The organism is Chloroflexota bacterium (assembly GCA_026389585.1).
In the GTDB taxonomy this organism is placed as follows: domain Bacteria; phylum Chloroflexota; class Dehalococcoidia; order UBA2247; family RBG-13-53-26; genus JAPLHP01.
On sequence record JAPLHP010000051.1, the window covers coordinates 18,688 to 31,899 of the forward strand.

The following is a 13,212-nucleotide window of genomic DNA, read 5'->3' on the forward strand; positions in this document are numbered from 1 at the left end:
ATGTAGTCGCACAATGGCGTCTACTAGCGTTAGTGTCCTGTCGGGGTCTTGGGCGTCTCTCAACGGGTCTTGTGATGCATATATTCCCTTGGTTATGGCTATACATTCAGCACACATCCAAACGTATGTTGCTCGGGGCATAGCCACCATCGAGTGGCATTGTCGTATTTCTCTGCACCTGGCGCACATGCTGGGGTCGTTGGTTCTTCTTTGGTTAAACAAGGAATGTTCCTCCTTTGTTTCAAGCTTCGGGGCGTTCCCCCTCCCCTTTTCTTGATATATTTGCTGTTAATGAGGACAAAGAATGAAAAGAGGGATTATTCAATGATTTGCCATCGGTCATACCAGGGGAATAGTTCGGATCACTTGTGTCGGCGTTCAGGCTGGCGCGGGCTCTCGCCGTGAGCTTGCCAAACAGTCTTTTACCCGCTTCCAGTTGCCCCGGGGTAGTCTGACGGGATTCGAGGCTGAACCTTATTTCTGGTGGATTCTTGCGCCCATCCATGGGCATATCGTTGCACTATCACCTGGATAGTGCGTTATACGTTTTTTGTACGCTCCAGCTTGCGTGGCTATGTGTACTCTCGATGCAAACGAAAAAGCCACCCCTTGCAGAGTGGCTTTACTTCCCACTTATTCTTCAGTTCAAGGCTGCGTTTGGCTAGGTTCCTCTGGGATACCCGAGGGCCTCATCACATGGCTTTATGGCATTGCTCAAGTTTGGCCAGTCCCACAGGTCTGATTCCTCGCTCCACTCGTGCCACCAGAAGTCTTCAGGCCCTGAATACACAACCCTGGATTGATACCACCACATCGCACTTCTCTCCACCTTGTGATGGTGTAGCAGCCTGTAGCCCGCTTGCCTGTAACTTTCGGTTCGGAGCCGATGTCTTCGGGTCGTTGGTCTATCCCCCAGTAACGTTGTCAGATCATAGATTGCTCCATCTATCATGATGGCCTTCACTTTGTCGTCGTTCACGACTCCAACTCTTCCGTATTCGGCAAATGCCCTCATGTGGATGACAAAGAATAACAATTGAGACTTCTCTCCCGTTACCTTATAGGTGGCCGCATCTCGATCCGATTTCCTGTTGAAACCGACCCTGATAAGGGTATTAATCAATTCATACCACTGTCTGAAGTCCGGGCTGAGTATTTGCTCCCTGTCCAGGTTGAACCATTCTTGGAACACATACGAGTATCCAGACGCTTTGTCGTTGAAACCGCCAAGGAAAGCAGTATCCGGAACCAGTAACCTCGGTTCTTCTTTGTTCTCGGATTGCCTGATTCTCAGATCCTCCACGTTCTCTTTCCACATGGTCATTACCTTATGAGGTGGCAGTTCACATTCGAGTTTTTTGAAGGCGGCTTTTATGTCTGGAAGCGCGTAGCTTTCCACTAACTGAGCGTAAATGCCTCTTGCCTCTTGCGACTTCTCTAAGACGACAGTGAGGCAGGCTCCACAATGTATCAATGGCTTCACGTCAGGCAGGTAGTAACTTGCTAAGGCTGGTTTGTTGGATTTGGTTTGGGGTATACCGTGACCCATATGTTCTGATTCTAGATAGAGCTTGGAGAATAGTCCACCAACCATATCACTATACCGTTGCTTGCTCGCATCTCTGTAGGTCACCTGTCGAGGATGGGAGACTCATAGTATTCATGCCATTCAAGCTGGGTGTGCATCTCGTCAAAGGTGTTAATGCTGAGGTTGATAGAGCTACTGATGAGCTATCTCGGCTGAGAGTCATGCTGGAGAGCGAAGAGGACTAGCTGAGCGTCAAGCGTATACTTACATCCGGAAGTTCTGCAAGGCGACGGTAGGTGAGGTAAAAGGACTGCTTTCAATGCTCAGAGCAGAGCTAAGCCTGCCCCTTGACTGTCGGTTCAAGGCTGCCTCTCCAGGTGTCCGCTCAGCTCGTTTTTTCCCCTGGTATCCCTACAAACTTAAGTCTTGGCCTATTTAGCCTCATCCTGTCGTAGGTCATAGATAATATTTCTAACGTTTTTAACAGTTCCAGTCGGTTGCTTGCCAGCGTTGATCTCATGCTCTATGTCAGTAACTACACGACGGTATCTTTCATAAGTCTTAGCCTCTTTAGCCTCATCCCGTCGTAGGTCTTGGATAATGGTCTTAATGTTTTCAACAGTCCAAGTATTTGCCTTGCCAGCGTTGATCGCATGCTCTATGTCAGCAACTGCACGGCGGTATGTGTCATAATGTGCTACTTTCCCCTTTAGCCACTCCTCTCCGTGTTCCTTGAACCATTGGGCTTTCTCTTCTGGTGTCATGTCAGTCATAGTTCACCTCCTTGTTCTCTACTTCTGAAGGAATCTCACTCACGGCTGGCACTCCTGCCGTCCGCTTAGCTCAGCTGTAACTATTCGGTTTCGCTGCCAGTCGGTTCCACTTTCCGAATGTCAAAAACCAACTCCTTCCCATCTGCAATGTGTAAGCAACCATGAACAATGAAGCTCTTGTTCTCCTCGAACGGCCATCTTCTAAGTTCTTCCTCTGTCTTGAATTTGAGGTACTTCACTTTTCCTCTGCGTGGGTAGAAGGATACAGTGGCATAACTCTTGAAAGGTGAATAGGTGTAATTCGCTGGTATGATGGCGTACACTCTTCCTTGTACGACAACGCGATTACCTCGCTCTTCGACAACACTCGCATCACTCGGGATCTGCTCACCGCTACAAATCGGGCATCCCATATCAAACATCCCCCATTTGCCCAAAGATAATGTACTTGGTTCTATCCGATTTTAGATCATAAGTCAGGTTACTTCAAGCTAATATTCATGAAATGACTTTCCGCATGAACATATAAGCAGGAATACAGGGTTGCGACTGCAAAGCGCTACAGTCTGCAGTTCTACGAGGTGGCCCTGGATTGACAAGGGAAGCCAGCCTTTAGTCTTCACTTCTCGCCGAGCGCAACTGTTGCCACATCACCCAGGAGCATGTAGGTATGCAGAATTGCAGCTCGTGCTTCCTCATACGTGAGCTTGTCATCAAGGTCGTGGATTCCACGATTCAGAACATTGTGGAGATTGTCTATCAGATCCACTACATACAGCACATTTGAACCAACTAGTCGCCTGGAAGTACTCGATGATGAAAGAATGTCAACGCTTGCAAATAGCCGATTAAGATAATGGTCGCCAGAGATATCTAAGACCTTTCCAGATTTTGTTTCATATGTACCTTCCTTAGAACCTGTAAAAAGAGCATCGGATACCTCCTGCACAACCCGTCGGCATGATGTGACCGCTTGTACCCAACTCTCTGGATGCGTTGACGATAGTCGCTCATAAACTGCATCAAGCTTCTTGAGAGACTCCGGTGCTAGTTTTGCCAAAAGCTTGTCCACCGACAGGCGATAAGAACGGAATATCTCCTCTGCCCGCTGCGAGAATTTCAGCTCTAGGTTTATTGATAGGGCATAGTCGTAGTACTTACCACGAAGAATTGCCAAGAGACGTTGAGCTTTCTGGATGGCTTTGCGGGAAGCTTCGGTATAGGTAACGACATTCAGCATGAGTTCCCTCATGGCAGAAAGTGAAGAATCCCCAGTGACCGATACGCCTTGAGTAGTCATTGTGCCCACAGCATTTTGGAGGGTCTGAATGTTTGCCTCTAGTTCAATTGAAAGTTCTGGGAAAATCTGCTGTTCCCCGTCAGCGGTGGAAATGAGCTCTCTACCATGAGCACAGGCCACTGTAAATGCGTGGTTCTCGGCACGCTTGTCAGGAGTTTGTGGATAGCCAGTGGTCTCATATTGAAACCACTCGATTGCGGCTGTATCAGAAATCAGACGTGCCAGGCGCAGACAGCGAAGTGCTACAGTCGAGGTGTTTATACTCTCAGTTTCAATTCCGGTGAGGACTTCTTCTGACAGTTGTAGGGCCGATTCTGCCTTGTCCATTTTGTGTTCGTACTTACCAAATACTGCTAACTTTACGGAAGTGTGGTGCTGAGCGACGTGACACTCCCTTGTGTTTTGCTGCAATAGCTGCCCGAATCGTACAGTGGAGTGGAGGATAATGTCAAGAACGACGATCTGTTTGACCATGTGGTTCTGTGTTTTCACAAAAAATGCCGAAGAATTATAGAATTAATCGATTCCTGTCGATTTGAAACTAATATTTCAAACAATCCAATATTGACTAATTCTAAGATTTCGAACGCCTGCAAACACGGTCACAAAGCATTTTCGAAGTGAGCTTACTTTGGAAACCTTTACGATGAGGATTTCAAAAGATAGGATATTACGCATGAGCAGAGCAAAGCGAAAAGTTAGAGATCAGCAGTCTTCACGTAAGCTTGAGAGGGTGACGAGATTCGAGCCGGTGAGCACTTGCTTGGGAAGTAAGTGCTCTGGGCCCGCTATATCCGTCAGCTAAGCGGGGAGCATGATCTGTAGCAGTTTACATGTCTTTTACATTTTAACCTTGGGCGGTAACTGTGGTATAGTATTGCCATTATGGGTATGCCCACCATATGGGCAACATGCGACTGCCTGTGGGACGCCGAAATGACCTATTCGGCTTTTGATGCGTACGCATGGAATGGCAGACATCCCCATGTTTGTCCAGTGGTGAAATAGGGGCCAGGATGAAAAAGCCTCCAGAAAATGAAGCCAGGATTCACAAAGATCCAAAGCTCACCAAGCCAGCTTTGATAGCTGCCTGGCCTGGCGTCTCCAATGTTGCTCTAGAAGCAGCAACTTATCTTAAGGAGAAGCTGCAGGCTGAAGAACTAGCCGATATGGAGTCTTCAGCTTTCTTCGAACTTGGTGGAGTCTTCATCGAAAAGAACCTGGTACAACCGCCCAGGTTGCCTCAGAACAAATTCTACTACTGGAAAAGAAGAAGGCCAGGTGGTGACCTGATAATCTTCATTGGTGAGGCACAACCTACTTCCAAAGGTCACGAATTTGCCAACAGAGTTTTGGATATAGCCCAGAGATTCGGTGTTAAAGAGGTATACACGTTTGCTGCCGCCCTTATACCACAGTTCACGGAAGAACCTCGGGTGTGGGCGGCAGTTACCGATAGTGAACAGCTAAGTGATTTGGAGAATCATGGTTTGGTGTTGAAGGGTGACTTCTATATCGCTGGAATGAATGGTCTGCTACTTTCCGCGGCCAAGGAGAGAGGATTGAAAGCCATCTGTCTGCTTGGAGAAACGCCGCGCTTCCTTAGCGAGATGAGAAACCCTATAGCCACCAAAGCAGTGCTCGGAGTTATAGCCAGGCTATTGAAACTCGAGATCGATATGACAGAACTGGAGGACACGGCCGAGCAGGCCCGCCAACAGATAGAGGAAATGGTCAAGGAGAGCCGCCGCCAGTTCATCAAGGACTTCACCGTACCCTTGTGGGAGCGCCCTGATGAGGAAGAAAAGGGCTAGTCCAATTTCGGCCCCCCAGATAGCTATCTCCATATAGGAACCCTTTATCGCCACTACAAATGAGCAGGACTTCACCTCCTTGAGTTACCTACAAGGCAAAACAATATGTGAGAAGTTTGCCCTCCTGTTTGAGATGAAAATTCAACAGCGTCTTCCCCCACCTTCACTTTTGCCTGCTCAAACCCATACAGGGTAACATGCATAGAATTGGCTCATTCACATTAGTTTGAAAAGCCAGGAAAGGAGAGAACCGTCTTGGAATACTTCTTGAATGAACAACAGAAAACAGTAAAAGGCCTGGCCAGAATGATTGCAGAACAGCGAATTCTGCCCGTACGGGCAGAACTGGATGAGAAAGAAGAGTTTCCCTGGGACTTGATCAGAGAAATGGCTAATAGCGATCTCTTGAGGATATTCATACCGGAAAAATATGAAGGATTGGGAGGAGGGTGTCTTGATCTTTGCCTGGTAATAGAGGAGTTGTCGCGAGTCTGTGGTGGTATTGCCATTAGCTACGGTGCTAATGCCCTGGGAGCCCTTCCTTTGATTAGCTATGGCACTGAGGAGCAAAAGGGGAAATACCTCCCTGATGTTGCCAGCGGAAAAAGGTTGACCGCCTTTGCTCTGACAGAATCAACTGCCGGTAGCGATGCTGCCAATATCAGAACAGTGGCCACTAGAGAAAAGGGGGGCTACCTGATAAACGGCACTAAGCAATTCATTACCAACGGTGGAGAAGCAGAGATATACACCATAATTGCCATGACAGACCCGGCCAGAGGCAGTCGGGGTGCCAGCGCCTTGATAGTAGAAAAAAACACACCGGGCTTCTCTTTCGGCAAGAAGGAAAAGAAGATGGGTATCCGCTCCTCTGCCACGAGGGAGTTGATCTTCCATGATTGCCGTGTCCCAGAGGAGAATATTATCGGCAGAGAAGGACAGGGTTTTATTATTGCCATAAGGACACTGGACAGATCCCGTCCCGGGGTCGGCGCTCAAGCGGTCGGCATTGCGCAGGGAGCATTGGAGGCGGCAGTAGACTATGCACGCCAACGCATCCAGTTCGGCCATCCCATCTCATCCATCCAGGCGGTACAGCACATGCTGGCTGACATGGCTACTGAACTGGAAGCAGCCCGGGCCCTTGTTTATGCTGTGGCAAGAACAATCGATGCTGGAGCAAAGAGCTTCACCGAAGAAGCAGCCATGGTTAAGGTCTTTGCCACAGACATGGCCATGAAAGTGACCACTGATGCTGTCCAGATTCTCGGCGGTGCCGGTTATATGCGTGACTACCCTGTAGAGAAGATGATGAGGGATGCCAAGATCACTCAAATATACGAAGGTGCCAATCAGGTCGTCAGAAATACCATCGCCCTGGAGCTGCTGAAAAGAAAGGCCAGACAAGAATGAATGTTGTGGTATGCATCAAGCAGGTGCCCAGCAAAATCAAGATAGAAATTGACCCTCAGACCAATACCTTGATCAGAGGAGGTTCCGACAACACCATCAACCCGTTTGACATGTACGCCCTGGAGGAAGGTATTCGGCTGAAGGAAAGGTACCAGGGTAAGGTTATCGTTATCAGCATGGGCCCACCCCAAGCAGAGGAAACCTTGAAAGAAGCCATTGCCCTCGGCGCGGATGAAGCAATCTTATTAAGCGATCCCGTCTTTGAGGGTTCTGACACATGGGCTACTTCCTATGTCTTATCCAAAGGGTTAATGAGACTGGGGCATTTCGATATCGTACTCTGCGGCAGGCAGTCAATAGACGGCGAAACCGGACAGGTGGGGCCACAGCTTGCTGAACTTATGGGACTGCCATTCGTGTCATATGTCAGCAAAGTCGAAGAAATGCGAGACGGGCAGATGAAGATGCAGAGAATGGTTGAGGGGGGGCATCAGCTAATTGAGATGACTCTTCCCGGCGTGATTAGCGTAGTAAAAGAGATAAATGTGCCGCGACTACCTTCTCTCCGCGGCCTTATGCAATCAAAGAAGGGCAGGATCACCACCTGGACTGCCCAGGAGCTAGGTGTGGACGTTAACAAGGTGGGATTATCAGGCTCGCCTACTCAAATAGTCAAGGTTTTCTACCCACAGAGGATTCGTCAAGTAGAGCTACTTCAAGGCAGTATGGAAAGCCAAGTGAACCAGCTTATAGAGAAACTGAGAGAAACCAAAGTACTGTGAAGGGCGAGAGGAGATGACTGTGGACAGCAATAGCCCTGGAGAAGTCTGGGTATTCGCAGAGCATGCAAATGGCAGGATAAAAGGTATCGCCTACGAGCTGATAACCAAGGGGCGAAAGCTAGCCGATGATCTGGGAACCAAGCTCTCTGCAATATGCTTTGGCCACGGTATCGAAGGTGTAGAACAACTGACCGCCTATGGGGCTGATAAGGTCTACGTAGTAGATGATCCCGCCTCTGCTGAGCAAGAAGAGGAATTTACCTCTAAGGAACTGGTTGACCTTATCCAGCGCCAGAAACCAGCGATCCTGCTCGCCGGTGCAACCGCACTGGGTTCCTCCTTGATTCCCAGAGTAGCCGCCGCATTAGAAACAGGGCTCACCGCCAACTGCACCGGCCTCGAAATTGATCCGGAAACTAAACTCCTGGTGCAAACGCGTCCTTCCTACGGCGGCATCATTATGGCAAGCATCACCTGCCCAAAGAGAAGGCCGCAGATGGCCACTGTCCGTCCCCATGCATTCAAAAAGGGTAGGCCTGATCAAACCCGCCAAGGGGAAGTGGTAAGGGTGGACTTTGGCAAAAAGCCTGTCACTTCAAGAACCAAGCTGCTCAATGTGATCAATGACCTGAACACGAAGATTAAACTCGAAGAGGCCGATATTATTGTTTGCGGTGGTCGTGGATTAGTGAAAGCAGAGAATTTCCATATCTTAGCTGAATTAGCTGAAGTGCTCGGAGCAGCACTGGGTTCCTCTCGCCCTCCGGTAGATGATGGCTGGATCGCCTATTCTCACCAGATTGGACAGACCGGCAAGACCATTTCTCCCAAGTTGTATATTGCTTGCGGCATCTCCGGAGCGCCTCAACACCTGGCCGGAATGCAGACTTCCGAGATCATTGTGGCCATCAACGAAGACCCCAGAGCCCCCATATTCGAAATGGCCACCTATGGCATCGTGGGAGATCTCTTCAAGGTAGTACCTATGCTCACCACAAAGCTCAGAGAACTTCGTAGCGGGTGAATTTCGGTTGAGTCCAGGGACTCTTTACCCCACTCTTCATCGCCTATCGAAAGAAGGGCTCCTATCTGCAGAAAAGAGAATAGTTGATGGCAAGATGCGCAAATACTATGTAATAACGGAACAAGGGTTAGCGGCCCTTGACGAAGCTAAGAAGAAGATCACAGAACTGGTCAATGAGGTGATCCTGGACAGATAGATGGTAGAACAAGGGAAACAAGGGAGTAAAAAAGGGTTATTCGGGATCAGCCGTAATGTCTTCTTCCTTGGCTGGGTAAGCCTTCTCACTGATGTCTCGAGTGAGATGATCTTCACTGTCACACCCCTTTTCCTGCTCAATGTGCTCCGGGTGGGCACACCAGTCATTGGACTCATTGAGGGAATTGCCGAGAGTACCGCAAGCTTTTTTAAGTTGTTCAGTGGTTGGCTCAGTGATCGTCTGGGACGCAGGAAAGACCTGGCTGTTTTTGGATACGGCCTCTCTACCCTGGCAAAGCCCTTCCTGTACTTCGCCGGTTCTTGGGGGGCTGTACTGGCAGTACGCTTCACCGACAGGCTGGGAAAGGGAATTAGAGCTTCACCTCGCGATGCCCTGGTCGCTGATTCCACCTCTTCAAAGGAAATGGGAAAAAGTTTTGGTTTCCATCGAGCCATGGATACCATGGGGGCAGTCATTGGTCTATCTATAGCTGTGTTTATCATCTATTTGGTGCAGAAGGATACGTTTGAACTTACCTGGAAATCGTTCCGAGTCCTGGTTTTGGCTGGGATTGGACCTGCAGTGTTGGCTTTGCTCCTGCTCCTAATCTTTGTCCGAGAGAAGAGGAGAAAAGCCTCACCAGAATCCAGCAACGATGACACAGGACAATCGTCACAACGCACAGGTGAGGCCAAGACAGGGTTCAATCTGCACTTCAAGCTCTTCCTGTTGATAATGTTGGTGTTTAACCTGGGTAACTCAAGCGATGTCTTCCTTACCCTGCGAGCACAGAACCTCGGCTTTTCGGTTCTCCAGATCCTCATTATGTTTGTGGTTTTCAACCTGGTTTACGCTTTAACCTCTCTCCCCGCAGGATTGATTTCAGATAGGCTTGGTAGAAGAAGTGTCATCATAATTGGCTGGTTGTTCTATGCGCTAACCTACTTTGGATTTGCTGTGGCATCAGCAGCCTGGCAAGTGTGGCTTCTGTTTGCGCTCTACGGGCTGTACTATGGGATATCTGAAGGAGTATGCCGGGCTTTTGTCTGTGATCTAGTGCCGGTTGACAGGAGGGGTACTGCCTATGGGCTTTATCACACCGTAATTGGTCTCTCTTTGCTGCCAGCGAGTCTGATTGCCGGTTGGCTATGGTATCTCATCGGGCCAGCAGCACCCTTCTTCTTCGGGGCATCGATGTCAGGAGCAGCAATGGTGGGGCTATGGCTTCTGATCAGGCAACAAACAAATAAAGCAACAAACATTGCACAGGCCAAGCATTCAAGATAGAGTTAATGCAAACGTGAAATGCCATTTGAACATCTAGATTTTGGGGCACCTGGAGGATTGCCTTGCGCATTGTCCGCCTGGGTCTGACCAACTTCCGCAACTACCGTCAGTTGGAATTAAGACTGCCACCTCGTTTGGTAGTTATCCAAGGAGACAATGCTCAGGGAAAAACGAACCTCCTGGAGGCCATCCATATGCTGGCCACAACAAAGTCCCACCGGGCTTCTAGCGACAGAGATCTCATCCATCAGGCCGCTACCAGAGAGGATTTGTCATTTGCCCGCATCTCGGCTGATGTTCAAAGAGAGCGCGGAAAACTCAGTATAGACATTGTCCTGAGACTAGAGAAGGCAGAACCGCCCACCACCAAGGATACTACGTCCCCTTCAGCAATACCTTTACGAAAGAGAATTAGAGTCAATGATATTGTCCGCCGCGCCATAGACCTTGTGGGGCAGGTGAATGTAGTGACGTTTAGTGCCCAGGACATCGACCTTGTTGCTGGCACACCCAGCCTCTGTCGACGCTACCTTGATCTGGTAAACTCCCAGACCGATTCCAACTACCTGCGTTCTCTGCAGAGATACAACCGCGTCCTGCTGCAACGTAATCACCTGCTCAAACTGCTGCAAGAGCACCAAGCCCAACTCGATCAGCTGCAATTTTGGGACAAGGAACTGGTGGAAAACGGCTCCTACATAGTGATGCAACGACGACGTTTGGTGACAGCACTTAATAAACTGGCCCTGGAAATCCACAGTGAGCTCAGTGGCAAAACAGAAAAACTGGAAATAGTCTATCTGCCGAGTATAGATAAGGATGAGAGCCTCGTCGAAATCGAATCCCGGTTTCGCCAGGCACTGTACCAAACCCGAAGAAAAGAAATTGCAGCAGGGATGACCCTGGTCGGTCCTCACCGAGATAGTCTCCAATTTCAAGTCAACGAGGCTGATATGAGCAGATACGGAAGTCGAGGGCAGCAGCAAACAGTCATCCTCTCCCTCAAGCTCGCCGAGGCAAGGTATATACAAACCAAGGTGGGTGACTCTCCGATCATGCTTCTGGACGATGTATTCTCGGAGCTTGATCACCATCGGCGTCAGCACCTGCTGGAATCCATCGTATCCTTCCAACAGGTGCTGATTTCAGCCGTAGACCTCGATTGTTTTGAGCCTTCTTTCCTAGCTCAGACCACTCAGTTCCGAGTAAGGCAGGGAACTATAGAGTCAGCTTAGATTCCGACCTTCGGCAACTTAGTCAATGCCTCCTCTACCTTCTCCTTGGGATACCCATAATCCTGAAGCTTGCCGGCAATGAACAGTTCATAAGCTCCCAAGTCAAAGTGCCCATGACCGGACAAAGCCAGCAGGATAGTCTTCTTCTCACCTGACTCCTTGCATTTAAGGGCCTCATCAATGACTACCTTGATGGCATGGGCTGGTTCCGGGGCAGGAATAATGCCCTCAGCACGGGCGAATTGTATTGCACTCTGAAAGACCGCGGTCTGGTTCACTGCTCTGGCCTCGATAAGACCCAGCACATTAAGGTGCGATACGATGGGAGCCATTCCATGGTAGCGCAGGCCTCCAGCATGGACAGGCGGTGGAACAAAAGTATGTCCAAGCGTATGCATCTTGACAATCGGAGCCAGCCCGGCTACATCTCCATAGTCCCAGGCGTATGGTCCCTTAGTGACACTAGGACAGGCCTCGGGTTCAACAGCGATTATCTGTATCTTCTTTCCCTTCAGCTTATCCGGTATAAAGGGAAGAAAAGTGCCAGCGAAATTGCTTCCCCCGCCAATGCAGCCAACGATAATGTCGGGGTATACCCCTGCTTTTTCAAGTTGCTTTTTGGACTCTTGCCCTATAACAGTCTGATGCATCAAGACGTGATTAAGGACGCTGCCCAGCGCATAGAAGGTATCATCACGGCTAAAAGCATCCTCGCATGCCTCACTGATGGCAATACCCAGACTCCCCGTGGAATTTGGATCTTCCGCCAGGATTTGACGTCCTATCTTCGTATCCTGACTGGGACTGGGTACCACCTTTGCTCCAAAGACCTCCATGAGGATGCGACGATAGGGCTTCTGCTGGTAACTGACCTTAACCATATACACCTTGCACTCCAGGCCCATGAAGTTGCAGCCTATGGCCAGGGCACTGCCCCACTGGCCGGCACCGGTCTCGGTGGCAAGCCGCTTGGCCCCTGCCTTCTTGGCATAGTAGGCCTGAGCAACCGCAGTGTTCAGCTTGTGGCTGCCTGCTGGGCTTTCCCCCTCGTACTTGTAGAAGATTTTGGCTGGTGTCCCCAGAGCCTTCTCCAGACGATGGGCTCGATGCAGCGAAGTAGGCCTCCACAGTCTGTAGATCTGCTGTATCTCCTCCGGGATCTCGATGTAGCGTTCCTTGCTGAACTCCTGCTCGTTCAGCGACGCAGGGAACAACGGCGGAGGCAGGATAGTGGGTTCCTTGGTACCCGGATGCAGTATGGGGGGTAGCGGTTTGGGCAGGTCCGCCTGAACGTTATACCACGATGTAGGTATCTCCTGCTCAGTCAAAATGAACTTCGTTTGCTCCATGTCATCCTCCTTTATCATTACCTCAAAAATATTTAAGCCCTCCTCCCCTTGAGGGGCGGAGGGCTTAATATCCGCGGTGCCACCCTCTTTCGGTTCAAAAGCGAACCATCTCTTCTTTAAGATACCAGACCAGCCACTATAGACTGTCCTATACCTTGGGCTATGATAACGGTACCCTTCCGTCAAACCCTACTCAGCAAGCTCTTTTCAGGTTGCAGCTCCCAGGCCCATTCAGCTTCTGCGTCAGCGTCGGTTCACACCTGCTCCGACTCTCTGCGCCTCGCCGGAAGCCTACTCTTCCTGGTTCTTCGCCTTTCCGTTATTCAGTTGGCGAACATTATAGGACGGCATTGATATTCTTGTCAACCATCCGAATTGCCTCATCTAAAATGTAACCGAAGGGATGGTGGTTGACTCATGTAAAAGGTAACCGAAATGGGGGAGAATTGGGCTAGCTTAAGTGGTGAAGGAGATGAAAGCTAGCCAATGGATATTAGAGCACGGAAGGAGT

Annotated in this window: 12 protein-coding genes and 1 other annotated feature; of the genes, 6 read left to right on the forward strand and 6 right to left on the reverse strand. The window is 49.7% G+C overall.

Going from position 1 to position 13,212, the window contains the following annotated elements:
* Positions 1-241: 241 nt before the first annotated feature.
* The 5 genes from NTZ04_04195 to NTZ04_04215 form a co-directional block, all read right to left on the reverse strand.
* On the reverse strand, positions 242-511 hold the full coding sequence (locus NTZ04_04195) for a hypothetical protein (GenBank protein MCX5991517.1): 270 nt from the start codon (positions 509-511) through the stop codon (positions 242-244).
* Positions 512-661: 150 nt separating this feature from the next.
* Positions 662-1,549, reverse strand: a complete 888-nt coding sequence (locus NTZ04_04200) for a hypothetical protein (protein ID MCX5991518.1) — start codon at positions 1,547-1,549, stop codon at positions 662-664.
* Positions 1,550-1,959: 410 nt separating this feature from the next.
* On the reverse strand, positions 1,960-2,301 hold the full coding sequence (locus tag NTZ04_04205) for a hypothetical protein (GenBank protein ID MCX5991519.1): 342 nt from the start codon (positions 2,299-2,301) through the stop codon (positions 1,960-1,962).
* An 80-nt stretch (positions 2,302-2,381) separates the two neighbouring features.
* Positions 2,382-2,714, reverse strand: coding sequence for a hypothetical protein (locus NTZ04_04210; GenBank protein ID MCX5991520.1), 333 nt, complete (start codon positions 2,712-2,714; stop codon positions 2,382-2,384).
* Between the two features lie 206 nt (positions 2,715-2,920).
* The gene (locus NTZ04_04215) at positions 2,921-4,093 is read right to left on the reverse strand and encodes a hypothetical protein (GenBank protein ID MCX5991521.1); all 1,173 of its coding nucleotides are present in this window, start codon (positions 4,091-4,093) and stop codon (positions 2,921-2,923) included.
* A 524-nt stretch (positions 4,094-4,617) separates the two neighbouring features.
* Between NTZ04_04215 and NTZ04_04220 the strand changes: the two genes are divergently transcribed.
* The 6 genes from NTZ04_04220 to recF all read left to right on the forward strand — a co-directional run bounded on the left by NTZ04_04220 (position 4,618) and on the right by recF (position 11,352).
* Positions 4,618-5,415, forward strand: coding sequence for a PAC2 family protein (locus NTZ04_04220; protein MCX5991522.1), 798 nt, complete (start codon positions 4,618-4,620; stop codon positions 5,413-5,415).
* Between the two features lie 255 nt (positions 5,416-5,670).
* A complete protein-coding gene (locus NTZ04_04225; protein ID MCX5991523.1) occupies positions 5,671-6,828 on the forward strand; it encodes an acyl-CoA dehydrogenase family protein in 1,158 nt (385 codons plus the stop codon).
* Entirely contained in the window at positions 6,825-7,610 is a 786-nt protein-coding gene (locus tag NTZ04_04230; protein MCX5991524.1) for an electron transfer flavoprotein subunit beta/FixA family protein, read from the forward strand. The genes NTZ04_04225 and NTZ04_04230 overlap by 4 nt, the downstream gene beginning before the upstream one ends.
* Positions 7,611-7,623: 13 nt before the next feature.
* Positions 7,624-8,634 carry an electron transfer flavoprotein subunit alpha/FixB family protein gene (locus NTZ04_04235; GenBank protein MCX5991525.1) on the forward strand — a complete coding sequence of 337 codons (1,011 nt, stop codon included), beginning with the start codon at positions 7,624-7,626 and terminating at the stop codon, positions 8,632-8,634.
* Positions 8,635-8,830: 196 nt separating this feature from the next.
* A complete protein-coding gene (locus NTZ04_04240; GenBank protein MCX5991526.1) occupies positions 8,831-10,117 on the forward strand; it encodes an MFS transporter in 1,287 nt (428 codons plus the stop codon).
* Positions 10,118-10,179: 62 nt separating this feature from the next.
* The gene (recF, locus tag NTZ04_04245; GenBank protein MCX5991527.1) at positions 10,180-11,352 is read left to right on the forward strand and encodes a DNA replication/repair protein RecF; all 1,173 of its coding nucleotides are present in this window, start codon (positions 10,180-10,182) and stop codon (positions 11,350-11,352) included.
* On the opposite strand, the gene NTZ04_04250 is transcribed toward recF, so the two are convergent.
* The gene (locus NTZ04_04250) at positions 11,349-12,701 is read right to left on the reverse strand and encodes a TrpB-like pyridoxal phosphate-dependent enzyme (protein MCX5991528.1); all 1,353 of its coding nucleotides are present in this window, start codon (positions 12,699-12,701) and stop codon (positions 11,349-11,351) included. The genes recF and NTZ04_04250 overlap by 4 nt on opposite strands.
* A 48-nt stretch (positions 12,702-12,749) precedes the next feature.
* Positions 12,750-13,019 (reverse strand) — a binding site (T-box leader).
* Positions 13,020-13,212 lie beyond the last annotated feature (193 nt).

Excerpts from the sequence above, each read along its gene's own strand:
- NTZ04_04205 (MCX5991519.1), bottom strand. The coding sequence starts at position 2,301 with ATGACTGACATGACACCAGAAGAGAAAGCCCAATGGTTCAAGGAACAC.
- NTZ04_04195 (MCX5991517.1), bottom strand. The coding sequence starts at position 511 with ATGCCCATGGATGGGCGCAAGAATCCACCAGAAATAAGGTTCAGCCTC.
- NTZ04_04220 (MCX5991522.1), top strand. The coding sequence starts at position 4,618 with ATGAAAAAGCCTCCAGAAAATGAAGCCAGGATTCACAAAGATCCAAAG.
- NTZ04_04210 (MCX5991520.1), bottom strand. The coding sequence starts at position 2,714 with ATGGGATGCCCGATTTGTAGCGGTGAGCAGATCCCGAGTGATGCGAGT.
- NTZ04_04230 (MCX5991524.1), top strand. The coding sequence starts at position 6,825 with ATGAATGTTGTGGTATGCATCAAGCAGGTGCCCAGCAAAATCAAGATA.
- NTZ04_04250 (MCX5991528.1), bottom strand. The coding sequence starts at position 12,701 with ATGGAGCAAACGAAGTTCATTTTGACTGAGCAGGAGATACCTACATCG.
- NTZ04_04200 (MCX5991518.1), bottom strand. The coding sequence starts at position 1,549 with ATGGGTCACGGTATACCCCAAACCAAATCCAACAAACCAGCCTTAGCA.
- NTZ04_04235 (MCX5991525.1), top strand. The coding sequence starts at position 7,624 with ATGACTGTGGACAGCAATAGCCCTGGAGAAGTCTGGGTATTCGCAGAG.
- NTZ04_04240 (MCX5991526.1), top strand. The coding sequence starts at position 8,831 with ATGGTAGAACAAGGGAAACAAGGGAGTAAAAAAGGGTTATTCGGGATC.